This is a genomic window from Henriciella mobilis, from assembly GCF_003576285.1.
Lineage (GTDB): Bacteria > Pseudomonadota > Alphaproteobacteria > Caulobacterales > Hyphomonadaceae > Henriciella > Henriciella mobilis.
Map to the genome: position 1 here is coordinate 235801 of NZ_QWFX01000016.1, position 25882 is coordinate 261682.

Here is a 25882-nt window from a genome sequence, read left to right on the forward strand (position 1 = left end):
AATGAAAGCCCTTCTGTCTTCCGTCGCGCTTGTTGCCATTCCGCTGTCTGGCCTGATGGCCCCGCCCGCCTCGGCGCAGCTTGCTGTCTACGACCCGGCCAACCACGCCCAGAACATCCTGCAGGCCGTGCGAGCGCTTCAGGAAATCGATAACCAGGTTCGCCAGCTCACCCATGAGATCGACATGATCGAGAAAATGGCGCGGGATTTGGAAACCCTGCCTGTCGAAGTTGCCCGCGCCATCATTGCCGACCGCATCCGCCGCATCGGAGAACTCATGCGCGACGCCGAAGGGATTGGCTACGGCGTCGAGGAGGTCGAGGAGGAGTATGAGAACCTCTATCCTGAAACCTATGGCGACACACCGCCTCAGTCCGATGTACTTGTAGAGGATGCGCGCGCCCGCTGGCGCCAGTCGCGCAATGCCCACAAGCACACGCTCCTCATGGTCGCTGAGACCGTGCGCAACAATGCCGAGGATTCCGAGGCACTGACCGGCTTGGTGGATGAGAGCCAGACAGCCATCGGCAATCTCCAGGCCCTGCAGGCCGGCAACCAGATCGGTGCACTCTCGGCCGAACAGCTGATCCAGATGGAAGCGCTGATGGCCGCCCATTACCGGGCCATAGCCTTCGACCGGGCACGTGAGCTTGAAGAGGCCGAACGCGGCCGGGCCCGTCTTAAATCCTTCCTCGGAGACTGACCCGTCATGGAAGAGATGGGCGTCATCGACCGGTTCCTCGAAACCTTCATTGCCTATATCGATTCAGGCTTCGGCCTGCTTGCCGGCGATGTCGCTTACCTGACAACCACACTGATAGTCATAGACATCACGCTCGCCGGTCTCTTCTGGGCGCTGTCGCAGAATGCCGACGTCATGTCGGGCCTCCTCAAGAAGGTGCTCTATGTCGGCTTCTTCGCCTTCATCATCGGCAACTTCACCCTGCTCGCCAACATCGTGTTCGAGAGCTTCGCGAGCCTCGGTGTGAAGGCGGGCTCCAGCACGCTGACGGCAGGCGACCTTATGCGACCGGGCTATATTGCCGGGGTTGGGTTCGAGGCGGCAGAACCCTTGCTGGCCGAAATCGGCGACATGCTCGGCCCGATCAGCTTCTTTCACAATTTCATCCTGATTGCCGTAATGTTTCTTGCCTGGACGATCATCCTCGTCGCCTTCTTCGTACTCGCGGTGCAGCTTTTCGTGGCGATCCTGGAGTTCAAGCTAACGACGCTGGCTGGGTTCGTGCTGATCCCGTTCGCGCTCTGGAACAGGACCAGCTTTCTCGCCGAACGCGTCCTCGGCAATGTCGTCACATCCGGTATCAAGCTCATGGTCCTCGCTGTCGTCATTGGCATCGGCTCGACCCTCTTTACCTCCATCACCGATGCTTTCACCGGCCCGGGCGACGTCACCCTTGCGCAAGTCATGGGGACCGTTCTGGCCGCCATCGTCTTTCTCTGGATGGGCGTGTTCGCACCGGGCATTGCGTCAGGCCTTGTCACCGGGGCACCGCAGCTTGGCGCCGGTTCGGTCGTCGGCACAACAGCCGCTGTGGGTGCGGGCGCGATCCTCGCAGGCACAGGCACAATCGCTGCTGGACGCGCCGCAATTGGCGGGGCGTCGGCAGCGGTCAAGGCCGGGGCCTCAATGTCGGGCGCGGCTCGCACCTCGTATGACCTTGGACGGCTTGGTTCCGGCGCCACCGGCTGGCGCGGGCATCTCGCTGGAGCCACAGGTATGGCGCAGGCTGGCTCGGACGCCATGCGGCGCATGGCCGGACGGCCCTTGCAAGGCGCCCGAAATGCTTACAGGCGCGGCAGTGAAGCCGCCTTTGCGGCAACCGGCGGGAGCACAGCATCTACGGGCGTCAGCGATGCCGGAACCAGCGGTTCAAGCCCGGCCTGGGCCCGGCGCCTGCGCACAGAACAACGCCTGCAGCATGCCGGCGCGATCACTGTGCACGCTCTAAAAGATGGCGACCGCGGCATGGCTGGTGAGAACCCGAAACTTCAAAGAGACGAGGACTGATCCCATGTTCAGGCGAACTTCCACCCATTACGGGCAAAGCCCGCATCCCGAAACGCCTTACCAGAAAGCCGGCCAGATCTGGGATGACCGGATCGGATCTGCCCGCGTACAGGCCAGGAACTGGCGGCTGATGGCACTCGGGTTGCTGGTCCTTCTGACGGCCTCTTCAGCCGCCCTTGTTTGGCGCAGCCTGCAATCCACAGTGACGCCATATGTGGTCGAAGTGGACGACACAGGCTCTGTGAAAGCCGTCGGCCCTGCCCTCGCCAATTACGACCCGACCGATGCGCAAGTCGCCCATCACCTCGCCAACTTCATCTCCGATGTCCGCAGTCTTTCCATCGATCCGGTCATTGTCCGGCAGAACTGGTTGGCGGCCTATGACTATGTGACCGACAAGGCCGCCATCACGCTCAGCGATTATGCCCGCGACAATGACCCCTTCGCCGAGATCGGACGTCGCTCGCGCAGTGTCGATGTCGTAAGTGTCGTCCGCGTCTCGGACGAGTCCTTCCAGGCGCGCTGGCTTGAGAAGACCTACGAGAATGGCGCGCTGACCGGCGTCAAACGGTTCACCGGCCTCTTCACCCTGATCCACTCCCCGCCGCGCGATGCGCCGACGCTCCGCGCCAACCCGCTCGGCCTCTACATCCACAGCCTCAATTGGGGCGAAGACCTTGTCACAGGAGACAACCCATGATCCGCACTCTCACACTGGTATCCACACTTGCCCTTGCCACCGCCTGCGCCAGCGTTCCGGAGGCCGCGCCGATCGAGCCGGAACTGTTTGTCGCCGCCGCGCAGGTCGAGGACGCAGAGCCCCGTCCTGTCGAGATCGTCGAAACACCAACACCTTTGCCGCTTCCCGGCCAGATGAAACCGGTCGACGGGGTCAAGCGCACGGTAACCCGTGTCTATACCTCGCCCTCCGAGACGATCCGCAAGGGCACATCAGAAGCCCGGATCGAACCGTCCGTGGACGGCTATGTAAATGCCATTCAGGTCTATCCCTATACAGAAGGGGCGCTGTACAGATTGTATGCCGCGCCGGGACAGGTCTCCGACATTGCGCTGCAGCCCGGCGAGACGCTGGTCTCTGTCTCGGCTGGCGATACGGTGCGCTGGATTGTGGGAGATACATCCTCCGGTTCAGGCGGAACAGCACGCGCACATGTTCTGGTCAAACCGATCGGCGCCGGCCTCTCGACCAATCTCATGATTGCGACAGACCGGCGGACCTATCATCTGGAACTGGAGAGCGGTGACGGCACCTATATGGCGGCGTTGTCTTGGCGCTATCCGGCCGACGAGCTCTCGCAACTCATCTCTCGCAACAGCGTAGCGCTCGCACGGGAAGAGACATCAATCATGCCGGGTGTTGCACTCGACCGGCTGGACTTTGATTACCTGATCGATGGTGACCGTCCAGACTGGCGACCCGTCCGCGTGTTCGATGATGGGCGGCAGGTTTTCATCCAGATGCCGGAAGGGTTGTCGACCATGGAGGCCCCGCCCCTCTTTGTCCTTGGCGTTTCTGGCGAGGCCGAACTCGTCAATTATCGCCTCAAGGGCAATTACTACATTGTCGATCATCTCTTCCGGGCCGCTGAGCTTCGCCTTGGTGAGAAATCCCAGACCGTGGTGCGGATCCGCAAACGCGAACCGAGGTCTGGTCTCGCGAGCCTGTTCGGGAGCAAGGGATGAGCGAGCCAGCCCCTTTCCCGCAGCAGGCCGATGCCCTGAAACTGCGCGCGCGGCCGCGACCCGTCACACGGATCAACCGGAAAGTCCTGATGGTCGGCGCCGGGCTCGGTGTGCTGGGGCTTTTTGCTGCCGCCTCCATTGCGCTCGATCCGCCCAAGGCCGCCGATCCCGCGGATCGCCAGGAACTTTACAACACGGCCACGAAGCGCGCGCCGGATGGACTGGCAGAACTTCCCTCGTCGTATGCGACCTGGACGCCGTCGCCCGGAACGCCAAAGCTTGGCGCACCCATGGCCGGCGACCTCGGCGGGACAGTGGTTTCGGAGGAACGCGAATGGGGGCTCGATCCGGAGTGGGATGTCGCAGCCTCGGATGATTTCAGGCCCTCGCCTGAAGATGAAGCCCTTCGGGCCGAACGTCTTGTCGCGGCTAAGCTTGCCGACGCAGCGGGCAAATCCTCCGTATTCTTTGACATTGGCGCTGGGCCGAGCATCGGGCCGGCATCCCTGCCGTCTGCCGGAGTTCCGGCCTCGTTCGGCTCTGAGCTGCTGGCGCTCGCTAGCCAAAGCGCCGGTGCCTTGCCGACAGGTCCAGGTAAGGATGACAACTTGCAAGCCCGCAAGATCGCCTTCGCGGACGAGGCACGCGATGGGGCGATTTACAACCCGCATGATCTCGAGACACCGGTCTCGCCCTACCAGGTCATGGCGGGCACGCTTATCCCGGCTTCGCTTGTGACAGGCCTCAACTCGGATCTGCCAGGTTCGGTCATCGGGCAGGTCACCCAGCCGGTCTATGACACCGTCACCGGAGCTTATCTTCTCATTCCGCAGGGTACCCGGCTGATCGGGCGCTACCAGTCCGAAATCTCATTCGGCCAGCAGCGCGCACTATTGATCTGGGACCGAATGATCTTCCCGGATGGCAGTTCTGTGCAGATATCTGAACCTGCCGCAGACAAGCGGGGTTTTGCGGGCCTTTCTGACCGCACAGACCATCACTGGGACCGGGTATTTGTCGCCGCTGGTCTTGCGACCGTTCTCGGCATCGGCGCGGAACTAGGATCAGACGAGGATGATATCGAACGTGCCATACGGCGCGGGTTCGGCGACAGCGTGTCTGAGGCCGGGGAGCGCGTCGTTGATCGCAACCTCGGCATCCAGCCGACCCTTCGTATCCGGCCCGGCTGGCCGGTGCGGGTCATCGTGACGCGTGATCTCGTGCTGCGGCCTTATTCTCAGGGAGGCCGCTGATGAGCCTTCGCATTGCCCAACTGCCGGATCGCACGCCGGTCAAACTGACCCTCTCTGTTGAACCCGATCTCGCGTCCGCGCTTGCCGACTATGCGGCGATCTATGCCGAGACCTATGGCGCCGAAGAGAAACCCGAAACCCTGGTTCCTGTCATGCTGGAAACCTTCCTCGCATCGGATGCCGGGTTCAAGCGGGCCCGCAAGGCCCTTCATGCCAGAGCCAGCAAAGGAGAATAGCAATGGCGACAATTGGCACCTTCAGCCAGAAGGATGGCAAATGGACCGGGACGATCCGGACCATGACAATCAATGTGAAAGCCCAGATGGTCCCGGTGACCGAGAAAGCCGAAGGCGGCCCGGACTATCGGATCTTCGCCGGAGGCGCAGAACTCGGCGCCGCCTGGCGCGAGGAAAGCAAGGATGGCGAAACTCCATACCTGGCCGTCAAGCTGGATGATCCGGGGTTCGAGAAGCCACTGAGAGCTGCCTTTTTCGAGAAGGAAGAAGATGGCAGCGGCGTGCTGGTCTGGAACCGTCAGAAGCTGAACTAGATCAGCTTCTGCCTATCGGACCGTGAACCGCAAATACCCCAAACTCGTGTCTCGCGGTCGCCTTCCAAAGGCGATCGCGAAGCCAACTGAACCTCCCGAGGACGAATTTTCTGGGGAAATAGCCCCATCTTGGGCGATTGATCTCGCCGAAGCGCTTGCGCGATATCATGCGAGGTTGGCATATCGGAAAGGGTCATGACCCTAAAAGCCGCCATCTACGCCCGCTACTCGTCGGACCTTCAGTCTATTCGTTCAATCGAAGACCAGATTGCTCTTTGCCGACAACACCTAGAACAGAAATCCTGGACCGAAACCGTCGTCTATTCAGACCGCGCGATCTCGGGCGGCGCAATGGTTACGCGCCCCGGTATACAGGAACTGATTAGGGGCGCCGCGAACGGTCACTTCAATGTCGTTGTATCAGAGGCGCTCGACCGCATTTCCCGCGACCAAGCCGACACAGCCACAATCTACAAGATCCTCGCCTTTCACGGCGTGTCGATCGTCACGCTTTCCGAAGGAGAAGTCGACTCGATGCATGTCGGCTTCAAGGGCGTGATGAATGAGATGTTCCTGCGCGATCTGGCGAAGAAGACGCGCCGCGGTCAGACTGGTGTTGTGAATTCAGGTAGATCGGCCGGAGGACATTGCTACGGTTACGACATCCTACCGGGTGAACAGAATGGCATCCTGACCATCAACGACGAAGAAGCTGAGACCATCAGACGGATCATGCGTCTGTTCGTTGAAGGAAAATCTCCGCGAAGCATCGCGGCCATGTTGAATCAGGAAGGTGTCGCAGCACCGCGCGGTTCAGATTGGCGCGCCTCAACGATCAATGGACAGGTGCATGCCGGCAACGGCATCCTGAACAACGAACTCTATATCGGTCGCCGCATCTGGAACCGCAGGCATAAGGTCACGGATCCCTTCTCCGGCAAGAAGCGTATGCGGGCAAACCCCGAAAGCGAATGGGTCATCAATGAGGTGCCGGACCTTCGGATTGTTGATAATGAACTCTGGCAGGCTGTGAAGCTTCGCCAACAAAGGCACTCCCGCAAACGTGGTGGAGCGAAGCGGCCAACACGGCTCCTGTCGGGGCTTCTGGAATGTACTGTGTGCGGCGGTCCAATGTCGATTGTCTCTCAGAACAGGTACGGTTGCTCGACAAGGCGCGAGAAGGGTACCTGCTCGAACAATCGAACCATTGCGGCCAAAGAACTGGAAGAACGCGTCCTTGCAGGACTGAACAACGCTCTGCTTCATCCGGACGCGCAGAAGGCGGCCGCACGCGAGTTTCACGCAGAACTCGTTCGTCAACAAAAGGCGACTGGGAGCGAGCGGTTTCAGCTTGAGAAGGCTATCGCTGAAGCCGGCAGGCGTATCGACCGGATTGTCGATGCGATTGCTGAAGGAGTCGCGACCACTGCCCTCAAGCAAAAGCTGGTCGCCCTGGAAGCAGAAAAAGTCGAAAACGAGGGCAAACTTGCGGCAATGGGCAGCGAGCCCGTTGTGAGCGTTCATCCGAACGCGGGCGAGCTCTATGCCGAGCTTATCGGCTCACTTGTGGAAGTGGTTTCGGACCCGTCTCCGGATGCTGACGAGGTCCGATCCGTCTTGAGGAAGACCATCCAACGGATTTGCCTTGAGCCGCGCAAAAATGAGAGCGGCTATAACCTTGTTATAAAAGGCGATTTGGCCGCCCTGATTTCTCAGGACGGCCAAACTACTCTTATGATGGGTGCGGGAGCAGGATTTGAACCTGCGACCTTCAGGTTATGAGCCTGACGAGCTACCGGACTGCTCCATCCCGCGTCAGCTTTTGCCGGAACAACACATAGATGCGCGGCCCCGAAAACACAAATCCGGCCACGAGGGGCCGGACAAATCGCGAACCGGCATTGACGGCCGGCCACGTCCCGCCCGGAGGCGGAAATTGTGAAGGAAAGACTTGTCTGCAAGGATTAGTGTGTTCGCTTCACCGCCCGTTTCAGCAGACCCGGCAGCGACTTACTCTCCCACATCTAAAGATGCAGTACCATCAGCGCGAGGGGACTTAACGACCGAGTTCGGAATGGGATCGGGTGGGGAACCCCTGCCATAACCACCGGGTCGGCGGAAACGGGCAATGGAGCGAAAGAACCAACATGTTCACTTGTTACCACTTGGTAGGTCGGTGTTTTCGATCTGAAAGCAAGTGTGCTGGTACGTTCACCACCACACACGAAGCTTCGCAAGATCAAGCCTATCGAGCAATTAGTACTGGTTAGCTCCACGCGTCGCCGCGCTTCCACACCCAGCCTATCGACGTCCTAGTCTAGAACGGCTCTCAAGGGAAACCTGGTTTTGAGGTGGGTTTCCCGCTTAGATGCATTCAGCGGTTATCCCGTCCATACATAGCTACCCTGCTGCGCGGCTGGCGCCACGACAGGTCCACCAGAGGTATGTCCATCCCGGTCCTCTCGTACTAAGGACAGATCCTCTCAAGTTTCCAACACCCACGGCAGATAGGGACCAAACTGTCTCACGACGTTCTGAACCCAGCTCACGTACCACTTTAATCGGCGAACAGCCGAACCCTTGGGACCTGCTCCAGCCCCAGGATGTGATGAGCCGACATCGAGGTGCCAAACGATGCCGTCGATATGGACTCTTGGGCATCATCAGCCTGTTATCCCCGGAGTACCTTTTATTCGTTGAGCGATGGCCCTTCCACTCGGGACCACCGGATCACTATGACCGACTTTCGTCTCTGCTCGAGTTGTCACTCTCGCAGTCAGGCAAGCTTATGCCATTGCACTCAACAGACGATGTCCGACCGTCTTGAGCTTACCATCGCGCGCCTCCGTTACTCTTTAGGAGGCGACCGCCCCAGTCAAACTGCCCACCATGCTGGGTCCCGGCCCCATCCAGGGGCGCGGTTAGACATCACAAAGAATAAGGGTGGTATTTCAAGGACGGCTCCACTCAGACTGGCGCCCAAGCTTCAAAGCCTCCCACCTATCCTACACATACACTTTATGATGCCACAGCAAAGCTGCAGTAAAGGTTCACAGGGTCTTTCCGTCTGACCGCGGGTACCCCGCATCTTCACGGGGAATTCAATTTCGCTGAGTCGATGCTGGAGACAGTGGGGAAGTCGTTACGCCATTCGTGCAGGTCGGAACTTACCCGACAAGGAATTTCGCTACCTTAGGACCGTTATAGTTACGGCCGCCGTTCACCGGGGCTTCAATTCGGAGCTTGCACTCCTCCTTTTAACCTTCCGGCACCGGGCAGGCGTCAGACCCTATACGTCGTCTCGCGACTTCGCAGAGCCCTGTGTTTTTGATAAACAGTCGCAACCCCCTGGTCTGTGCCCCTCATAGCTGGTTGCCCAGTATGAGGCCTCCTTCTCCCGAAGTTACGGAGGTAATTTGCCGAGTTCCTTCAGCATCGTTCTCTCAAGCGCCTTGGCATGCTCTGCCAGTCCACCTGTGTCGGTTTAGGGTACGGTCTTGCGGGAGGGCTATTTCCAGGAACTTCCAGGCTGCACCCCCAATCCAATAAGGGGATACAACTTTCGAAATTCGTCACACACTCCCAGGCCACAGAATATTAACTGTGTTCCCATCGACTACGCCTTTCGGCCTCGCCTTAGGGGCCGGCTAACCCTGCGCAGATTAGCTTTACGCAGGAACCCTTGGACTTTCGGCGAGAGGGTCTCTCACCCTCTTTATCGCTACTCATGTCAGCATTCTCACTTCTGATACCTCCAGCATCCCTCACAGGACACCTTCACAGGCTTACAGAACGCTCCGCTACCGCTCCAATGGAGCCCACGATTTCGGTATATAGCTTTAGCCCCGTTACATTTTCGGCGCAGGGTCGCTTGATGAGTGAGCTGTTACGCTTTCTTTAAAGGATGGCTGCTTCTAAGCCAACCTCCTCATTGTCAAAGCAACCCCACATCCTTTCACACTTAGCTATAATTTGGGGACCTTAATCGGTGGTCAGGGTTGTTTCCCTCTTCACGACGGACGTTAGCACCCGCCGTGTGTCTGCCAGATAGTACTTCCAGGTATTCGGAGTTTGGTAAGGTTTGGTAAGACGGTGAGTCCCCCTAGCCCATCCAGTGCTCTACCCCCTGGAGTATTCATCTGACGCTCTACCTAAATAGATTTCGCGGAGAACCAGCTATCAGCAAGTTTGATTGGCCTTTCACCCCTAGGCACAGGTCATCCGAGTACTTTTCAACGTACAACGGTTCGGCCCTCCAGTGGGTGTTACCCCACCTTCAGCCTGCCCATGCATAGATCACTTGCCTTCGGGTCTAATGCTACGTACTCGGTCGCCCTATTCAGACTCGCTTTCGCTACGCCTACACCTAACGGCTTAAGCTTGCACGCAACACTAAGTCGCTGACCCATTATACAAAAGGTACGGTGTCACCCCGAAGGGCTCCACCTGCTTGTAGGCATCCGGTTTCAGGTACTGTTTCACTCCCCTCGTCGGGGTGCTTTTCATCTTTCCCTCACGGTACTGGTTCACTATCGGTCGGTAAGGAGTACTTAGGCTTGGAGGGTGGTCCCCCCATGTTCAGACAGGATTTCACGTGTCCCGCCCTACTCTAAAAGGTCTTCATTTTACGGATACGGGACTATCACCCACTTTGGTTGAGCTTCCCAGCTCATTCTCCTTGTTTCAGACCAGGCCTGGTCCGCGTTCGCTCGCCACTACTAACGGAGTCTCAATTGATGTCCTTTCCTCCGGGTACTTAGATGTTTCAATTCCCCGGGTTTGCTTTTCAACACCTATGTATTCAGTGTGAAATATCTCACTAGTGAAATGAAAGACAACGGGCCCGCCTAAGCGAGCCAATAGTCCTTCATCTCGGAGATGGGTTTCCCCATTCGGAAATCTGCGGATCAAAGATTGCTCTCATCTCCCCGCAGCTTATCGCAGAGTGCCACGTCCTTCATCGCCTCTTACCGCCAAGACATCCCCCGGATGCCCTTTTGACGCTTGATCTCATTCGAAACTCGTGTGCGGAGGTGAACGCACTAGGCGCTCGCATCCGCTACACATATTTCAGATCAGACATGTTGGTTTCTTGCAGACTGACCCTTTGGCGCGGGCTGTTATGTCATACTCCTATGACACCCACGTTGTTCGGCTGAAGCTGGCATCACCAGACCCGAATAAATTCGAGCCGAGCGGCGATACGAGCCGGATCAGTCTTTCCCTCACGATTTACAAACATCCCGGATACGAGATCCGGAAACTCTTGAACTTCTTTCATTCGCCACAAGACCTGGTGGAGCCTAGCGGGATCGAACCGCTGACCTCCTGAATGCAAATCAGGCGCTCTCCCAGCTGAGCTAAGGCCCCTAACACCAGAACTGTTCGGCTATGGCATAGGGCCCGGCGCACTCCCTCTGGGTCGTGGTGGGCCGAGATGGAGTTGAACCATCGACCTCACGCTTATCAGGCGTGCGCTCTAACCACCTGAGCTACCGGCCCTTAACCAGGACCCGGGGGCTCGCTGAACTATGCCGCCCAGCTGGCCGGTACGGCGAATGAAGGAAGAGAAACGAAGACGGCACGAACTACCGCATATGTTTTGCTGTCAGAGCAAGCTCTGCAGCTATGTCTATAAGAGCTTTCGAAGCCTAGCCGAAGCCGGACTGTCAGAAAGCATCCTTAGAAAGGAGGTGATCCAGCCGCAGGTTCCCCTACGGCTACCTTGTTACGACTTCATCCCAGTCGCTGATCCTACCGTGGCCTGCTGCCTCCGAAGTTAGCGCACAGTCTTCGGGTAGAACCAACTCCCATGATGTGACGGGCGGTGTGTACAAGGCCCGGGAACGTATTCACCGTGGCATGCTGATCCACGATTACTAGCGATTCCAACTTCATGCCCTCGAGTTGCAGAGGACAATCTGAACTGAGACAGCTTTTGGGGATTATCCCATTGTCACTGCCATTGTAGCACGTGTGTAGCCCCGCGTGTAAGGGCCATGAGGACTTGACGTCATCCCCGCCTTCCTCCGGCTTAGCACCGGCAGTTTCCTTAGAGTGCCCACCCAGACGTGCTGGCAACTAAGGATAAGGGTTGCGCTCGTTGCGGGACTTAACCCAACATCTCACGACACGAGCTGACGACAGCCATGCAGCACCTGTGCACCTGCCAACTAAATGAAGGAAACCATCTCTGGTAACCAAACAGGGCATGTCAAACGCGGGTAAGGTTCTGCGCGTTGCTTCGAATTAAACCACATGCTCCACCGCTTGTGCGGGCCCCCGTCAATTTCTTTGAGTTTTAACCTTGCGGCCGTACTCCCCAGGCGGAATGCTTAATGCGTTAGCTGCGTCACCTGCACGCATGCGCGCAGACAACTAGCATTCATCGTTTACGGTGTGGACTACCAGGGTATCTAATCCTGTTTGCTCCCCACACTTTCGCGCCTCAGCGTCAGTACCAGTCCAGTTAGCCGCCTTCGCCACTGGTGTTCCACCGAATATCTACGAATTTCACCTCTACACTCGGTATTCCGCTAACCTCTCCTGGTCTCTAGGCTGCTAGTTTCAAATGCAGTTCCGGGGTTGAGCCCCGGGCTTTCACATCTGACTTAACAGCCCGCCTACGCGCGCTTTACGCCCAGTAATTCCGAACAACGCTAGCCCCCTTCGTATTACCGCGGCTGCTGGCACGAAGTTAGCCGGGGCTTCTTTACCAGGTACTGTCATTATCATCCCTGGCGAAAGAATTTTACAACCCTAAGGCCTTCATCATTCACGCGGCATGGCTGCATCAGGCTTTCGCCCATTGTGCAAGATTCCCCACTGCTGCCTCCCGTAGGAGTCTGGGCCGTGTCTCAGTCCCAGTGTGGCTGATCATCCTCTCAGACCAGCTATAGATCGTAGACTTGGTAGGCCATTACCCCACCAACTATCTAATCTAACGCGGGCCGATCCTTCACCGATAAATCTTTCCCCCGAAGGGCGTATACGGTATTACCTTCCGTTTCCAGAAGCTATTCCGTAGTAAAGGGCACGTTCCCACGCGTTACTCACCCGTCTGCCACTATGTCGTTCGACTTGCATGTGTTAAGCCTGCCGCCAGCGTTCGTTCTGAGCCAGAATCAAACTCTCAGGTTGAGTGTCCGATCTCTGACGAAATCCATCCGGGGAAAACCGGACGGAGAATTGCTGATTGCAATTTTGCGTTTTGACGAGAAACCCTCATCACAAACTAACCGGCCGAAACCGGTCATATTATGAAAAGGTATTTCACTTGAAACGCATTCGTCATGATCGTCGTGGAGCCTGAGGCTCCGCAAGCAATTCATGCCGCCTGCGTTTCTCTTCCTAATCCCTGCGATGTCAAACAGCTGGGCGCTTGGCCCGGCCCGGTCTGGAGCAGTCTGCCCCGCGCCGGAAGTGGCGGCTTATATGGGCCACCCTTTCCCCCGTCAACACCCTTTTTTGCGCTTTCTGCAGAAGATCGCAGCGAACCGCGAAACCTGCAATTTTCAGCGCAGAACCGGCTCATTCGATAGTGCCCTTGGGCACCGTCTCGACCGGTGAGCGTCTCAGGAGAGTGGCGGCATATATGAGCCAGCCAGAACTCCGTCAACACCCTGTTCTGCACCCTCTGCAGTTGGTGGTGCATGAGCACCCGAACCGCAGAATTTAAAGCACAAACCGGAAGGCCAAGGCTGCAAGCAACCCCGTGTTTCCGGCGGGTCCTTTCAGAAGGAGAGCGGCTTCTATTCGCCACCCCATCTTCCGTCAACAACCCTTCTGCACTTCTCTGCAGGATAATGGCAGCAAAGCCGTTTCCCGCAATTTTAGCGCAAAACGCTGCCTCACCGAGCCGATATCAACCGGCCCCGCAAAGACAGAGGCGTTTCTGATGGAACCGGCCATATACAATCTGTTCGTGCCGTTTGGCAAGCAGAAATATCGCCTGACGGGGGATTTCTTCAGCCCCCCTTGATGTACTCGGCCATGGCGTCGGCCTCAGCCTTGTGCTCCTCGATCTTCCACTTCACCAGATCGCCAATGGAAATGATGCCGGCAAGCCTGCCATCCCGGAGAACTGGCAAGTGACGGATGCGCCGGTCAGTCATCCGGCCGAGGCATTGATCGATCGTCTCCTGGGGCGTTGCGGTGATCACGCCGCGGGTCATCGAGTTCTCGACCGTCATCTGAAGCGCATATGCGCCGTGCCGGGCAACCTGACGCAGGATATCACGCTCCGACAGGACGCCGGCCAGCTGATCGCCATTCATCGCAACCACGGCTCCGATTCGAGCCTCGTCCAGAATCCTCGCCGCCTCAGCGAGTGTGTGATCGGCCTTGATGATTGTGACGTCACCGCCCTTGGTCTTCAGAATCTGCTCTATCAGCATGGACATCCTCCCGGTTTTTTATCGTTGCGTCATCCTATCACACGTGGGCGCACGCGCGAAGAAGCATCGCGAATCGGCCCGGCGCGTGCCGGTTTGGGACAGGACTCGCCTGCAAGGCGTATCATCAGGCCTCAAATTCCCTGCTGCCTTGTTCCCCACAGGCGCGAAAATGGGACGAACCACTCCCCTGAACTGGCACACCCATTGCAACCATCTTCCGCAAACAGCCCCAAAAGGGATCGGCAGATGAAATTCAATACTGACTCCATTACAGGACTTCTCGGCCTGGCGGCCCTGACGGCTATCGCCGTCGTTCCGCAAGCCGAAGCCCAGGCCGCTTCGACGGTTTCCGAATTCGAGCGTCCTTACGGTTTCGGCTTCGGCCAGGAATCGCAGCCTTTTTCTGCGGCCGGTCGTGACGCCAGTGGCAACCGCGTCATCGTCAACGGCCTTCTCGAGGGCGGCACCGGTCTCGGCTCGGGTCTCTACACCGGCTGGGGCCAGACTGAAGGTGCCGCCGGCATGATCGGCACAGGGACCGCTGTCGGCAACCAGCTCAATGTGATCACCACCGGCAACTACAATACGGTGATCATCGATTCGACACAGATCAATAATGGCGACCAGACCGTGGTCCTGAACGGGGAGCTCGACCTCCAATGAATGTCCTGACCGGAGAAAAGAAATCGGCCCGCAAGAGCATCTTCGGCGCGGTCATTTCGGCAGCCTTCCTGGCTGCAGGCTGCGTGTCACCCGTCGCCGGACCGAGCGGGCAGTACGCCAAGCCGATCGGCAATGCACCCGTGACCGCCAATCCGACGCCTTACTCTGATGGGCTGGTCTGCATGGGCCACTATGCCCGCCAGTCCGGCTACCGCGCCCCGCGCATCGCCGTTGGCCGCATTCTCGACTATACAGGCAAGGCTGACCTCGAAGGCGGCCGCCGCGTTACGCAGGGCGCGTCCCTGATGGCGATTTCCGCTTTCGCCAAATCCGGCGCACGCCTGGTTGAGCGATTCGATACTTCGGTTTCCGAGCTCGAACTGAAATACGCAAACAACAAGCTGATCGGTGACGAACAGCCGGACAATTTCCGCAAGATCACGGCCGGCTCCATTCCTGGCTCCGACTTCTATCTCGTCGGCGGCATCACCGAGCTGAACTACAATATTCGTTCAGTTGGCGCCGAAGCCTTCGTCGGCGACACCGATGCGATGGACCCGAAAGGCTCCTTCGGCGGCAAGCTCTACGTCATCAATGTCGGCCTCGATCTTCGCCTCGTTGATACCGAAACGCTCGAAGTCGTCGATGTGATCTCCTACCAGAAGCAGATCATCGGCCGCGAGGTTTCGCTCGGCATCTTCGATTTCGCCAATGGCAACGTGTTCGACGTCGGCGTCGGCGGCCGCGCCCAGGAGCCGATCCAGCTGGCCGTGCGCTCGGTCATCGAACGCGCCGTCCTGGAAATGATGGCCAATCTCTATGCCGTCCCATCCAGCCAGATCTGCGATGCAACCGTCGGCGCGATCTCCACGAATGGCACAACGGGCGACTTCGAACCCTTTGGCGGCTCGCTCGAGGACTATAACGGCCCGTCACGCGAACAGGTCGCCGCCTGGCACGACAAGCGCGATCCGAACCTGCGCGGCCGCAACTAGGACAAGAGCAGCTCCGGCTGACACTTCAAGGAGACCGGCATGATCAGGTCCACCAACAGACTTACACTGGCCGCGGCCCTCGCTCTCGCCCTCGGCGCGGGCTCAGCAAGCGCCCAGGACAGCGATCCGGAGGCAGGCGCGATCAATCAGCTCCAGCTGAATGATGTCTGGGCCGACATGGATGTGTATGTCCCCGAAAGCACAGGTGCAGCCGTCTCGACCGCGACGTCGCTCGGCAACACTGCCGCGGCGTTGCGGATTTCCGGGGATGTCTCCAGCGAGATCACACAGACTTTCGATGCCCGGTCGACAGCGACCAATCGCCTGCGCGGCTATTCCGCCGGCACGGCTGTCGCGACGACCACATCCTATGGCAACGCCTCCCAGGGCGGGACAGATTACGGATCGAACGCATACTACGCTGACCAGACCGCGTCCGGCCTGGTCGAAGCCTACACCGATATCGAATTGCTCGGCGCAAGCGAGCTGGCTTCGGCGACGACAGCCATCGCCAACGTGTCCAGCACTGACAACAATTATGGGGAAAGCGACGCCAGCCAGGTCCAGCAAAGCTCGGCCGATGTGATCGCTGAAACCGACGCGGACATGTGCTGCGACGGCTATTATGCCAGCTTCGCCACGTCCGCCGGCGCCAATGCGACGTCTTCGACCGGCTACACCAGTACGAACATCAACCGGGTCCAGCAGGAAACCGCCGCTGGCTCGTCCGTGCAGGCCGCGACCGACGTCTATATGAATGACGGCAACAATGTCAGCGCGGTGACGAATGCGTTCGGCAACTCAGCCACTGTCTACAATGAATGGGGCTATGCATCGCTTGGACAGGAAGGCGAACCGGTCGAGCAGCGCAATGGCGCCGACATCGACGCCCAGACCTATGTCACCCTCGACCATTGGTCCGGCTATGCGACCGCATCGTCCTATGGCGTCGGCAATTCGGCCCTGATTTCCAATGTCGGCTCCGACACGGCGATCTATGCCAACCAGACCAATGACGGCACCGTCGGCAGCCAGGCCAGCTTCTCCGGGCAGTCCTGGGTGGGCGGCACGGGCATGGTCTCGGCGACCTCCATCGGCAATGCCGCGACCGCAACGGTCTGCAACTATTGCAGCGATGCCGCCGTCGGCGGCCGCATCAACCAGACGAATAGTGGCCAGGTTTACGCCTACGGCCAGGCGACTAGCGTCTATGGCAACGGCATCTACGGATCGGCCACCGCCATCGGCAACTCGGCCACATTGCAATCAGCCGGAGAGTAGTCAGCTCTTCCGGTTGTGGATCTGCCGATCCCGGAGAAACCCCTGCCCCCCTCGCACCCGGCAGGGGTTTTTCTGTATCTGGCCAGCGTGCGCGAGCGATCTAGATTGGCATTCATGCTTATACGTCTCTTCCTGGCCTTCATGGCCCTCATGTTTCTCGCCTTCGGCGCCTGGTCGCTCGCAGATCCGCTTGGCATGACCAGCCAATTGGACGTGACGGTCAGCGGTCCGAACGCGGCCTTCGAGATGCGCGGCATCTTTGGCGGCGTCAGCCTCGGCATGGCCGCCATGACGGCCGCCGGTGCCCTGCGCCCAGCCGCATTCCAGCGCCCGGCCCTGTTTGTCCTGCTGGTCTATATGGGCGGATACACGCTGGCGCGGATGACCTCCCTGATCATTGGCGACAGCCCGACCTTCAGCGGCTGGTTCTTTGCTGGTTTTGAAGTGCTGAGCTTTATCGTGACGATCTTCGCCCTGCGCGCCAGCGAGCGCCGGACGCCATAAAAAAAGCCCCGCCGGTTTGGCGGGGCTTTCTGAATGTCTTTGGGTGTCGCCCTAGAAGTTCACCTTGAACTCCGCGCCGTACATCGCCGGCAGGCCCGGATAGACGGCAACCGTGCCGGTCTGCTCAGGCACGTTGAACGAAGCGAGGTTGTAGTACTCGTCGGTGATGTTCTCACCAAATACCGAGAACTCCCAGCCGCCGTCTGCCGCCTGGATGCCGACACGCGCGCCGAACAGCGCATAGGCATCATTGTCAGCGATCCCGCGCGTGGAATCGGACGTCGCCGTTTCCGAATTGTAGCGGGCGTTGAGGTGGAACAGACCGCGCAGGTCAGGCGAGATATCGTAAAGATAGGTTCCTGATGCCGTCAGCACATGTTCCGGCGTGTTGGAAAGCTGGACCCCCGACTCCGCAAGGATGTCGAACGTGCCGTCGCCACGCGGGGTGCGAAGCTGCGTCTTACGTTCGGCCTTTGTGTAGGCATAGCCGGCCTGCAGCGTCAGCCCGTCAACCGGCTGGATCGAACCGTCCAGTTCGAGGCCGTAGCTTTCGACGTCCGAATTCAGGACGCGGAAATTCGTGCCCGTGAAGACGTTCTCCTGGAAGTCGGCAACCTCCTGGAAGAAGATGGCACCGTTGAGGGTCGCTGCGATCTGGTCGAAGCTCGCCTTCCAGCCGAGCTCATAGCTGTCGACCGTCTCTGAATCGAATTGCAGGTCGGATGGCTGGGCGCCATCGCCACCAAACAGCACGCTGTCAAAGCCCGAACGGTCGAGGTTGTAGCCGCCGGCCTTGAAGCCGCGCGAATAGGACACGTACGACATGAAATCCGGCGTGAAGGCATAGGCCAGCTTGGCTGTGCCGGTGACCGTTGTTTCATCGAAACTGTCGCTGTCGGTGCCGTTGTACTCGGTATTCACAGCCGGGTTACACGACAGCAGGACGAGGCTGCCTGCCCCGCTGGCGATAAGGTTCTGGACAACCGCCCCGCCTGCCGGGTTGTTGAGGAAGAAATCACACGAGGGAACAGTCGAGTTGAGGTCGTACTCGATATCCTTTTCCTCGTAATTGACGCGCGCACCGATCGTCGCGGTCAGCTTGTCCGTCAGCGCGATTTCATTGTGCGTGAAGAGCGCAGCAGCATTCGTCTTCACCTCGAAATCGTCATTGTTCTGGCCTGCACCGTCAAAGAATTGCGGCAGGAAGAACGGCACGGCGCCCGGCGCCGTCGGGAGTGTCGGCGCGCCGGTCGCCGGGTTCACGTAACCAAGCAGCGGCGGAACGCCCGGCAGAGAACCGAACAGCTGCCCACCGGTTGCGCCGGCCGAAATGAAGTCCGTGTACAGATTGGCCTGGGTGCCGACTCGGATCGTGTCGCTATAGCCAAGCTCCTCATTCATGTAGAACGCACCGACGAGCCAGTCGAGCGGGCCATAGGTATCCTGCAGGCGGAACTCCTGCGTGAACACCTTGTCGGTGATCTCCGTGCCATCGCGATAGGCGCGGTCGATACCCGAAAAGTCGATGTCCTGATCACGAATGGCCTGCCAGTCGCGATAGGCGGTGATCGAGGTGAAGTTCATCGTGCCGAAACGGTTGCGATACTCGGCCGATACGCCCCACTCCTCGACATCGTCAGAGATCGGACGGTTGGGCGAAAGCGCGACCTTGTAGTCGTCCGGGCTGGCGTCTGCGAAACCCTGAAGCCCGGCCAGAGCGGCAGCGCCGTTCACCGCAGCAGCCGTCGGTCCCTGGATCAGGTTCACACCGATGCAGCAGTCTTCATCGGTCTTGCCATAATCGGCGATCAGGCGAAGGCTCGCATCGTCCTGTTCGAAGAGCAGCTGGCCGCGCATCAGGAAGCGGTCGAGATTGTTGAACTCACGGTCGGAATTGACGTCATCGATATAGCCGTCGCGCACCCGGCGCTTGACATCGACACGGGCCGCCATCGTATCGGAGATCGGACCGGTCACCGAGGCTTCGGCGCTGTACATGCCGTAATTGCCGACACCTGCCGTCAGGCTTGCTTCCGGATCCCATTGCGGCTTGGCGGTATTGATCGAGACGACACCGGCAGACGTGTTGCGCCCGAACAGCGTGCCTTGCGGCCCGCGCAGGACTTCGATGCCGGCCAGTTCAGGCAGCTCCGAAAGCGCAATACCCGTGCGCGTGCGGTAAACGCCGTCAATCACGACACCAACGGCCGGCTCGAAGCCCGGATTGTTCGCACCGGTACCGATACCGCGGATGGAGATACTCGTCCCGGATGCCGCCGACTCGGTCTGCGACACCTGGATGGACGGCGCGATCTGCTCAAGATCGTTGAGCCGGGCAACGCCGGTATCGTCCAGCAAGGCAGCGTCAAATGCGGTGACCGATACCGGCACGTCCTGGACGGTCACCCCTTCGCGGCGCGTTGCCTCGACAACCACAGCGTTCAGCCGGCGCTGGGCGTCCTGGCCTTGCTCTTCCTGCGCCGAGGCCTCGGCAGCATCGGCCGTCTGGGCGGCAGCGACAGGCGCGGCGGCCATCACAACCCCAAGCCCGACACCGAGGCAAAGTGCGGTCTTGAAAGAATATGTCGAATTCGAAGTTCTGGGAGCCAACTTCATCTCACGTCTCCTGATCTGTTTGTTTTATTATGGTTTGAGCCTGGGACAGGCTCTATCAAAGTTGTCACGAAGCCATGCATGGTTGCAAGGTACCAAGGCTGCGACACAGCGAATCAGCTGTACCTCGCTCCGGAACAGGACCAAAAAAAAGCCCCGCTAGAAAGCGGGGCATTGCAGTTTCACGTGATGTTGAAGTGTTCTTCGATCAGTAAACGCCCTGGCCAACGCCGCCGTCGAAGACCATCGGCTTGGGCGCCGACTCGCGGACCCGCTCAACTTCGCGTGAAACCGTCTTCATGACGGTGCGCTGCTGCGGAACACACTGTTTCTCGGCGCGGCGGGTCTGCACGACCTTGATGCCGGGACCATAGCGGCGCAGCAGCGATCGTTCATTACAGTTGCGTTGCGGGATCTGCGGCTTGCAGGCCAGTTCGCCGCCCGCCGTCTGGACAAGCGCCTCGCCTTTTGCGCAGGCCATGGTCTGTCCGTGGTCGAAATTGGCCTCGCCATTCTCGACAGACCCAAGCGTGACCTGCATGCGCGTGCCGGCCATGCAGCGATAGATCTCGCCGCGATAATCACCGGGTACAGACTGGCCGGATTCGACCTGGGAAGCCGGATGGGGCGCGCCCGTATCGTCCAGGCAGACCGCCTGAACGGCCATGCGCACTTCGCGATAGCTGATCTCGTCGACGCAGTATTCCTCAAGCGTCGGCACCTGCTCGGTCACGGTTTCGGTGTAGGTCTCGCCGCTACCGACGACGTTCAGCCCATCGATCGCGGACGTCGCAACCGGCGCCGGCCCGGAGAAGCCACCACCGCCGCCAGCATAGGCATAGACCTCGCTGGAGGCGGATGCGCCTGCATTAACATTCAGATAGGTCTCGCCGGAGATGTGCAGGCGTCCACCACCCACATTCACATTCGACCCTGTGATCGAGATATTCGGCCCGCCAATGTTCACGCCTGGCACATGCACACCGTGCTGGCGGCCCGCCGTGCAGCATGGCGCGTTGTCCCGGGGTGTGTAACTCGGCGGTGGCGGCGGCGCTGCACAGGTGTTGCAGCCGCTTCCACCACCGGCGAATGCAGCGCTTCCAAGCGCAATGACCGTTGTCAGGCCTGCAGCAGCCGCAAGAATGTTCCGAGTTGAGACGCGCATACCAGATCTCCGTGGCAATTCCCCTGACAGGATGCATCTTCCGTGCCGTTTCTCCCCCGAGCCGGGAAAAATGAAACAGCCGCGCGACACGCCATCGCCTGCAAAGGGAATGCAGCTGGCCCGGGTATTGCGACGTGGGGATCGCTGCGGCTGGGAGGCCGTGCCAACCAACGTGATGAATATAAAGAGCAAGAGCACCGCTAAATGCTGGACACGACCCTTCATCCCAACAGCCTGACTCTCCTGTCAGCCTGGCAGCGCATGCATACAGATTCCACCGATGGCATCGACGGGCCGCAAACCCGCGACCATCCCGATCTCATTTCCCGCCTGTTCGTTATCCAGGACGCAGGCGAAAGTGACTGGGCATTCCGTACCGCCGGCGCGCAGATCGAAACTTCGCTCGGCCGTCAGCTGGCCGACTATAATTTCCTGGGATTCTGGACCGGCCCCGACCGGGACATGCTGGGCCTCGTGCTGAAGTCCGCCGTGCTGGAACGTCAGCCGGCCATCGTCCGCGCCTGCGCCGAGAACCTCACCGGTGAGCGGATCGACGTCGAACTGATCCTCGCCCCGCTTGCCCAGCCTGCCCAAATGGATGGCGGCCCGCGCGTGCTTGGACTCTATCAGACCCTTGGCGGCGACCATCGGCTGAAAGGCCGGCCCGTCTGGCGCCACCGCGTGACCGCGATCTTCCCGCCGGATGTCCGTGAACCCGAACCGCGCGTGAAACTCGTCGCCAGCAACGACTGAACGCTAGAGCGGCTTCAGCCCCGCTTTGAACCGTTTCCAGTTGGCGACATAGCCCTGCGCAGAGGCCTTGATCAGCGCGACCTGTTCGGGCGTCAGCTGCTTCACGACCTTGCCCGGCGCGCCCATGACCAGGGAATTGTCCGGTATCTCCTTGCCTTCGGGGATCAGGGAATGTGCCCCGATGATGCAGTTGCGGCCAATCCTGGCCCCGTTGAGGATGGTCGAGCCGATCCCGATCAGCGTTTCGTCCGCGATCGTGCAGCCATGCAGCATGACCATGTGGCCGACCGTGACATCCTTGCCGATCGTCAGCGGGACGCCGTGGTCGGTGTGCAGCACGCAGCTGTCCTGAATGTTGGAATTCTCGCCAATCTCGATAGGGTCATTGTCCCCGCGCAGGACGCAATTGAACCAGACGCTCGCATTTTCCTTGAGAATCACCCGGCCGAGGACGGTCGCATTGTCGGCCACCCAGAAGTTGCCGCTTTCGGGCGTGACCGGTTTTACGCCATCGAGCTCGAAAAGTGCCATGTTTGAAATCCTTTCCCTGTCATAGAAATTTCGCAAGCGGAATGGTCTGGTTAAGGCTCGCTTAATACTGGTAACCTCTAATGGTTGAGAGATTCGGGAGGCAAGTGCCGATGGTCCCCAGACCGTCTCTGCCAGACACACCACCCGGCCCGTCCCGCGGGCCCGATGCCTCCTCTTCCCGTTTTCCCGCCACCGCCGCGCGCTTTCGCCCGGCGGTTTTTTTGTACCCAAAAAGGAGATCCTCACATGGGTAAAAGAGCCTCTGCCAAGCGTCAGAAAGCCAATGCCGAACTGGAAGCGATGGGCTTCTTCGAGGAAATGGGAGGAAAATCGCGCAGCGAGGCACGGCTGTACGCCATTCAGGGCGGGTGGCATCCAGACGATGCCGAGAAGGTGAGGAACCCGAACACGCCGCGCGACCAGCGCTACCAGAAGAACATCAAGCCGCGCTCGGAGAACCAGGCACGCCTCATGACGGCTCTCGAGACCAAGTCGCTGGTCTGCGCCCTCGGGCCGGCGGGTACGGGCAAGACCTATCTCGCCATCTGCAAGGCCGTCGAGGCGCTCCAGAAGGGCAAGGTCGCCCGGATCATCCTGTCGCGGCCAGCCGTTGAAGCCGGCGAGCAGATCGGCTTTCTTCCCGGCGCGATGGAAGACAAGCTCGCGCCATACCTTCGCCCCCTGTACGATGCGCTCGCAGACCGGCTCTCGCCGCAGCAGCTCAAGCACATGATGGCCGAGGGCCTGATCGAGATCGCGCCGATCGGCTTCATGCGCGGGCGGACGCTCAACAATGCCTTCGTGGTCATCGATGAGGCGCAGAACTGCACCTATACACAGCTGAAGATGCTGCTGACCCGGCTTGGCTGGCACTCCACAATGGCCGTTACCGGCGACCCGGCCCAGTCGGACCTGCTGCCGTCCCTGTCCGGCCTCGCCCAAGCGGCGGAAAAGCTCCAGGGCCTTTCCGACGCCGAAGTGATCTATCTCGAAGGCAAGGACATAGTCCGCCACCCGCTCGTCGCGGAAATGCTCGACGTTCTTTAGGTCCAATCAGCAAGGAAAGGCCAGAAACAGGCGGGCGGCTTTCGGGCCGCCCGTTTTCTATTCGACCGGTTGAAACACCCGCCCATGTAGCCATGCGCCAGCCTCGCTCACGCTCTGGCGCTCCATGTCGACTTTCCCATTCGCCCGGCGCATCAAACCGGTATCGATTGCGCCCTGAAGCGGCTCCAGCGCGTTCAGCAACGCTTCGTTCTCGCCGGCCCGCGGTGAGAGTAGCAGGAAGGCGTCATAAGGCGGCAGGATCGCACGCGTGTCCTCCAGCAGGACGAGATCGAACGCATCGATCCGCGCGTCGGTCGTATAGGCGGTGATCAGCCCCACCTCGCCGCCCTTCACCGCATCATACATAAAGGCCGAATCCATGCTGCGGGTCTGAAGCGACTGCAGGCCGTATGCGTAACGTGTGCGCGTCCATTCCGAGCGTCCGAAGAATTCAGGATCACTGGCAATGGAGATGTCGAGGCCCGACAGGTCGGCGATTGTCTCAAGATCATGCTCGGCCGCCGTCTCCCGGCTGGTCGCAAGCGCGTAAGCATTCTCGAACCCGAGCTTACCCGCCGCCATCACGCCACGCTCATTCAGCAGCCAGGCCGTGACGCGCGCATACATGGCCGAGCGCTGGACCGGCTCGTCGCGCTTCATCAGCGCCGCCCAGATCGTACCGGTATAGTCGACATAGACATCGATGGAATTGTTGGCGAGCGCATCGAAGGCGACCGTCGTCCCCAGCCCATCGCGGATCTCAACGCGTGCGCCATCGGCCTCGAGGGTCCGCTTCAAAAGGTCAGCCAGAATGTACTGTTCGGTAAAGCCCTTGGCGCCGATGACGATTGTCTGGCCTTTCAGCGTGCTGGCGGCCGCAACCTCGCCCGGCGCCGCCGCGCTGCGTTGCCCGCCCTGCCCCGACGCGAAGACGGAGAGCGCCGGCGCGACTATAAGCATCAGGCCCGCCACACCTGCCAGCGCATGCACGCGAGAGCGTTTCTGCGCGGACTTTTCGAACTGCCCAATGACCTGGTCCAGGGCGAGGGCCAGCGCCGCCGAGACAAGGCAGCCGAACAGCACCATGGCCCAGTTCCGCGTCTGCAGGCCCTGGAAGATATAATTGCCGAGGCTGCGTGCCCCGACGGGCGTGGACAGCGTCGCTGTGCCGACCACCCAGGCCGACGCCGTGCGCAGACCGGCAACGATCACAGGTGCCGCCAGGGGCAGGTCGACCTGCTTCAGCCGCTGCCTCGCCGTCATGCCGACCGCCAGCGCTGCCTCGCGAATATCGGCGTCGACGCCCTGCAACCCGACAATCGTGTTTCGCAACATTGGCAGGATGGAATAGAGCGACAGTGCCGCGAAGGCCGGCCAGAAGCCGATCATGCCGCCCATCAGCGGCACCATCAGCGCCAGCAGGGCAAGGCCTGGAATGGTCTGTACGACACTCGCCGTCGCCAGCGCCGGACCGGCCAGTGCCTCACGCCGTGCCGAGAGAATGCCAAGCGGCACCGAGACAAGCAGCCCCGCCAGCAGCGCGCCCATCGCCAGCCGCAGATGCCCGGCATAGTGACCGGGAAAGACCGCCCACTCCTCTGCGAACAGCCCGCTCATGTCTGCCCGCTTTCAAAGGCCCGACCGACCCGTTCGGCCATCAGGCGCGGGGCTTTCAGGAGATCCGACACCACCGGGCTGGCCGGAGCGCTGATCAACTCCTCCGGCGTGCCGACCTGCACGATACGGCCGTCGCTCATCACAGCGATACGATCGGCCAGACGCAGCGCTTCGGCAAAATCGTGGGTCACCAGAACCGTAGCGAAGCCAAGCTCGCGCTTCAGCCCTCCGATATCCTCGATCAGCCCGTCCTTTGTCAGCGGGTCGAGGGCGGCAAACGGCTCGTCCATCAGGATGATGTCGGGCTCACCTGCCAATGCCCGCGCCAGGCCTATGCGCTGGCGTTGCCCGCCGGACAGTTCGGCCGGATAGCGACCCGCATATTCTGCCGCCGGCAAGCCGACCATATCGAGCAAGGTGTTGAGCTTGGACTGCTGGCGCTCATCGTCCCAACCCAGAAGGGCCGGCGTCACGAGAACATTCTCCGCCACCGTCATATGCGGGAACAGGCCGGCATGCTGCATCACGAAACCGATCCGGCGGCGCCACGCATGCCCCGGCATGCCGAACGCATCGACCCCGCCCAGCGTGACCGCCCCTTCATCAGGTTCGATCAGCCGGTTGAGCATTTTCAGCGTGGTTGTCTTGCCGCAGCCGGAATGGCCGATCAGGGCCAGCGTCTCGCCGGCATCCAGCGCAAAACTCACCCGGTCAACGGCCCGCGTATCGCCAAATGACTTTGTGAGATTGTCGGCCCGCAGCAGCATGCCTGCGATGGTAG

At 60.0% G+C, this 25882-nt stretch carries 20 protein-coding genes, 3 tRNA genes and 3 rRNA genes; 14 read left to right on the top strand and 12 right to left on the bottom strand.

What is annotated here, in order from left to right; genetic code table 11:
• Position 1 precedes the first annotated feature (1 nt).
• From trbJ to D1223_RS19330, 8 genes are all read left to right on the top strand, one after another.
• On the top strand, positions 2-703 hold the full coding sequence (gene trbJ / locus D1223_RS16500; RefSeq protein ID WP_084393368.1) for a P-type conjugative transfer protein TrbJ: 702 nt from the start codon (positions 2-4) through the stop codon (positions 701-703).
• A 6-nt stretch (positions 704-709) separates the two neighbouring features.
• On the top strand, positions 710-2029 hold the full coding sequence (gene trbL / locus D1223_RS16505; protein ID WP_084393367.1) for a P-type conjugative transfer protein TrbL: 1320 nt from the start codon (positions 710-712) through the stop codon (positions 2027-2029).
• A gap of 4 nt (positions 2030-2033) precedes the next feature.
• Positions 2034-2729, top strand: a complete 696-nt coding sequence (gene trbF, locus D1223_RS16510) for a conjugal transfer protein TrbF (protein WP_035552024.1) — start codon at positions 2034-2036, stop codon at positions 2727-2729.
• The gene (gene trbG / locus D1223_RS16515; protein ID WP_084393366.1) at positions 2726-3733 is read left to right on the top strand and encodes a P-type conjugative transfer protein TrbG; all 1008 of its coding nucleotides are present in this window, start codon (positions 2726-2728) and stop codon (positions 3731-3733) included. The genes trbF and trbG overlap by 4 nt, the downstream gene beginning before the upstream one ends.
• The gene (locus D1223_RS16520; RefSeq protein WP_084393365.1) at positions 3730-4986 is read left to right on the top strand and encodes a TrbI/VirB10 family protein; all 1257 of its coding nucleotides are present in this window, start codon (positions 3730-3732) and stop codon (positions 4984-4986) included. The genes trbG and D1223_RS16520 overlap by 4 nt, the downstream gene beginning before the upstream one ends.
• Positions 4986-5222: a DUF2274 domain-containing protein gene (locus D1223_RS16525; RefSeq protein WP_084393364.1), complete on the top strand. Its 237-nt coding sequence runs from the start codon at positions 4986-4988 to the stop codon at positions 5220-5222. The genes D1223_RS16520 and D1223_RS16525 overlap by 1 nt, the downstream gene beginning before the upstream one ends.
• A gap of 2 nt (positions 5223-5224) precedes the next feature.
• Positions 5225-5536, top strand: coding sequence for a DUF736 domain-containing protein (locus tag D1223_RS16530; RefSeq protein ID WP_013301538.1), 312 nt, complete (start codon positions 5225-5227; stop codon positions 5534-5536).
• 195 nt (positions 5537-5731) lie between these two features.
• A complete protein-coding gene (locus D1223_RS19330) occupies positions 5732-7318 on the top strand; it encodes a recombinase family protein (RefSeq protein ID WP_370371246.1) in 1587 nt (528 codons plus the stop codon).
• On the opposite strand, the gene D1223_RS16545 is transcribed toward D1223_RS19330, so the two are convergent.
• From D1223_RS16545 to D1223_RS16575, 7 genes are all read right to left on the bottom strand, one after another.
• Positions 7275-7351: transfer RNA gene (locus D1223_RS16545), tRNA-Met, on the bottom strand. The two genes, D1223_RS19330 and D1223_RS16545, sit on opposite strands and share 44 nt — an antisense overlap.
• A gap of 182 nt (positions 7352-7533) precedes the next feature.
• A 5S ribosomal RNA gene (gene rrf, locus D1223_RS16550) occupies positions 7534-7648 on the bottom strand.
• A 123-nt stretch (positions 7649-7771) separates the two neighbouring features.
• Positions 7772-10546 (bottom strand): 23S ribosomal RNA (locus D1223_RS16555).
• A 284-nt stretch (positions 10547-10830) separates the two neighbouring features.
• Positions 10831-10906 (bottom strand) — tRNA-Ala (locus D1223_RS16560).
• A 55-nt stretch (positions 10907-10961) separates the two neighbouring features.
• Positions 10962-11038, bottom strand: a tRNA-Ile gene (locus tag D1223_RS16565).
• Between the two features lie 184 nt (positions 11039-11222).
• Positions 11223-12676, bottom strand: a 16S ribosomal RNA gene (locus tag D1223_RS16570).
• The 16S, 23S and 5S rRNA genes sit together here with 3 tRNA genes alongside, the layout of an rRNA operon.
• Positions 12677-13503: 827 nt before the next feature.
• The gene (locus D1223_RS16575) at positions 13504-13932 is read right to left on the bottom strand and encodes a CBS domain-containing protein (RefSeq protein ID WP_119377470.1); all 429 of its coding nucleotides are present in this window, start codon (positions 13930-13932) and stop codon (positions 13504-13506) included.
• A gap of 246 nt (positions 13933-14178) precedes the next feature.
• Between D1223_RS16575 and hfaA the strand changes: the two genes are divergently transcribed.
• From hfaA to D1223_RS16595, 4 genes are all read left to right on the top strand, one after another.
• Positions 14179-14595 (top strand): holdfast anchoring protein HfaA, encoded by a 417-nt coding sequence (hfaA, locus tag D1223_RS16580; protein WP_119377471.1) that lies wholly within the window; start codon positions 14179-14181, stop codon positions 14593-14595.
• Complete coding sequence (gene hfaB / locus D1223_RS16585) at positions 14592-15590, top strand: holdfast anchoring protein HfaB (RefSeq protein ID WP_119377472.1); 999 nt, start codon at positions 14592-14594, stop codon at positions 15588-15590. The genes hfaA and hfaB overlap by 4 nt, the downstream gene beginning before the upstream one ends.
• 39 nt (positions 15591-15629) lie before the next feature.
• The gene (gene hfaD, locus D1223_RS16590; protein WP_119377473.1) at positions 15630-16871 is read left to right on the top strand and encodes a holdfast anchor protein HfaD; all 1242 of its coding nucleotides are present in this window, start codon (positions 15630-15632) and stop codon (positions 16869-16871) included.
• A gap of 114 nt (positions 16872-16985) precedes the next feature.
• The gene (locus D1223_RS16595; RefSeq protein WP_119377474.1) at positions 16986-17375 is read left to right on the top strand and encodes a DUF4345 family protein; all 390 of its coding nucleotides are present in this window, start codon (positions 16986-16988) and stop codon (positions 17373-17375) included.
• Between the two features lie 51 nt (positions 17376-17426).
• On the opposite strand, the gene D1223_RS16600 is transcribed toward D1223_RS16595, so the two are convergent.
• Entirely contained in the window at positions 17427-19991 is a 2565-nt protein-coding gene (locus D1223_RS16600; protein ID WP_119377475.1) for a TonB-dependent receptor, read from the bottom strand.
• 205 nt (positions 19992-20196) lie between these two features.
• Positions 20197-21153: a hypothetical protein gene (locus D1223_RS16605; RefSeq protein WP_119377476.1), complete on the bottom strand. Its 957-nt coding sequence runs from the start codon at positions 21151-21153 to the stop codon at positions 20197-20199.
• 204 nt (positions 21154-21357) lie between these two features.
• Between D1223_RS16605 and D1223_RS16610 the strand changes: the two genes are divergently transcribed.
• The gene (locus D1223_RS16610) at positions 21358-21906 is read left to right on the top strand and encodes a PAS domain-containing protein (protein ID WP_119377477.1); all 549 of its coding nucleotides are present in this window, start codon (positions 21358-21360) and stop codon (positions 21904-21906) included.
• Positions 21907-21909: 3 nt separating this feature from the next.
• On the opposite strand, the gene D1223_RS16615 is transcribed toward D1223_RS16610, so the two are convergent.
• Positions 21910-22437 (bottom strand): gamma carbonic anhydrase family protein, encoded by a 528-nt coding sequence (locus tag D1223_RS16615; RefSeq protein WP_119377478.1) that lies wholly within the window; start codon positions 22435-22437, stop codon positions 21910-21912.
• 246 nt (positions 22438-22683) lie between these two features.
• On the opposite strand from D1223_RS16615, the gene D1223_RS16620 reads away from it, so the two are divergent.
• Entirely contained in the window at positions 22684-23484 is an 801-nt protein-coding gene (locus tag D1223_RS16620; protein WP_119377479.1) for a PhoH family protein, read from the top strand.
• 57 nt (positions 23485-23541) lie between these two features.
• Here D1223_RS16620 and D1223_RS16625 read toward each other — a convergent pair whose 3' ends face one another.
• Positions 23542-25101, bottom strand: a complete 1560-nt coding sequence (locus D1223_RS16625; RefSeq protein WP_119377480.1) for an ABC transporter permease/substrate-binding protein — start codon at positions 25099-25101, stop codon at positions 23542-23544.
• A complete protein-coding gene (locus tag D1223_RS16630) occupies positions 25098-25868 on the bottom strand; it encodes an ATP-binding cassette domain-containing protein (protein ID WP_233350062.1) in 771 nt (256 codons plus the stop codon). Before D1223_RS16630 ends, D1223_RS16625 begins: the two co-directional genes overlap by 4 nt.
• Positions 25869-25882: the final 14 nt, after the last annotated feature.

Coding starts and splice junctions, on each gene's coding strand:
- D1223_RS16605 (WP_119377476.1), bottom strand. CDS start 21,153: ATGCGCGTCTCAACTCGGAACATTCTTGCGGCTGCTGCAGGCCTGACA.
- D1223_RS19330 (WP_370371246.1), top strand. CDS start 5,732: ATGACCCTAAAAGCCGCCATCTACGCCCGCTACTCGTCGGACCTTCAG.
- trbL (WP_084393367.1), top strand. CDS start 710: ATGGAAGAGATGGGCGTCATCGACCGGTTCCTCGAAACCTTCATTGCC.
- trbG (WP_084393366.1), top strand. CDS start 2,726: ATGATCCGCACTCTCACACTGGTATCCACACTTGCCCTTGCCACCGCC.
- D1223_RS16615 (WP_119377478.1), bottom strand. CDS start 22,437: ATGGCACTTTTCGAGCTCGATGGCGTAAAACCGGTCACGCCCGAAAGC.
- D1223_RS16630 (WP_233350062.1), bottom strand. CDS start 25,868: ATGCTGCTGCGGGCCGACAATCTCACAAAGTCATTTGGCGATACGCGG.
- D1223_RS16600 (WP_119377475.1), bottom strand. CDS start 19,991: ATGAAGTTGGCTCCCAGAACTTCGAATTCGACATATTCTTTCAAGACC.
- trbJ (WP_084393368.1), top strand. CDS start 2: ATGAAAGCCCTTCTGTCTTCCGTCGCGCTTGTTGCCATTCCGCTGTCT.
- D1223_RS16575 (WP_119377470.1), bottom strand. CDS start 13,932: ATGCTGATAGAGCAGATTCTGAAGACCAAGGGCGGTGACGTCACAATC.
- D1223_RS16620 (WP_119377479.1), top strand. CDS start 22,684: ATGGGTAAAAGAGCCTCTGCCAAGCGTCAGAAAGCCAATGCCGAACTG.
- hfaD (WP_119377473.1), top strand. CDS start 15,630: ATGATCAGGTCCACCAACAGACTTACACTGGCCGCGGCCCTCGCTCTC.
- hfaA (WP_119377471.1), top strand. CDS start 14,179: ATGAAATTCAATACTGACTCCATTACAGGACTTCTCGGCCTGGCGGCC.
- D1223_RS16610 (WP_119377477.1), top strand. CDS start 21,358: ATGCTGGACACGACCCTTCATCCCAACAGCCTGACTCTCCTGTCAGCC.
- D1223_RS16520 (WP_084393365.1), top strand. CDS start 3,730: ATGAGCGAGCCAGCCCCTTTCCCGCAGCAGGCCGATGCCCTGAAACTG.
- D1223_RS16625 (WP_119377480.1), bottom strand. CDS start 25,101: ATGAGCGGGCTGTTCGCAGAGGAGTGGGCGGTCTTTCCCGGTCACTAT.
- D1223_RS16530 (WP_013301538.1), top strand. CDS start 5,225: ATGGCGACAATTGGCACCTTCAGCCAGAAGGATGGCAAATGGACCGGG.
- hfaB (WP_119377472.1), top strand. CDS start 14,592: ATGAATGTCCTGACCGGAGAAAAGAAATCGGCCCGCAAGAGCATCTTC.
- trbF (WP_035552024.1), top strand. CDS start 2,034: ATGTTCAGGCGAACTTCCACCCATTACGGGCAAAGCCCGCATCCCGAA.
- D1223_RS16525 (WP_084393364.1), top strand. CDS start 4,986: ATGAGCCTTCGCATTGCCCAACTGCCGGATCGCACGCCGGTCAAACTG.
- D1223_RS16595 (WP_119377474.1), top strand. CDS start 16,986: ATGCTTATACGTCTCTTCCTGGCCTTCATGGCCCTCATGTTTCTCGCC.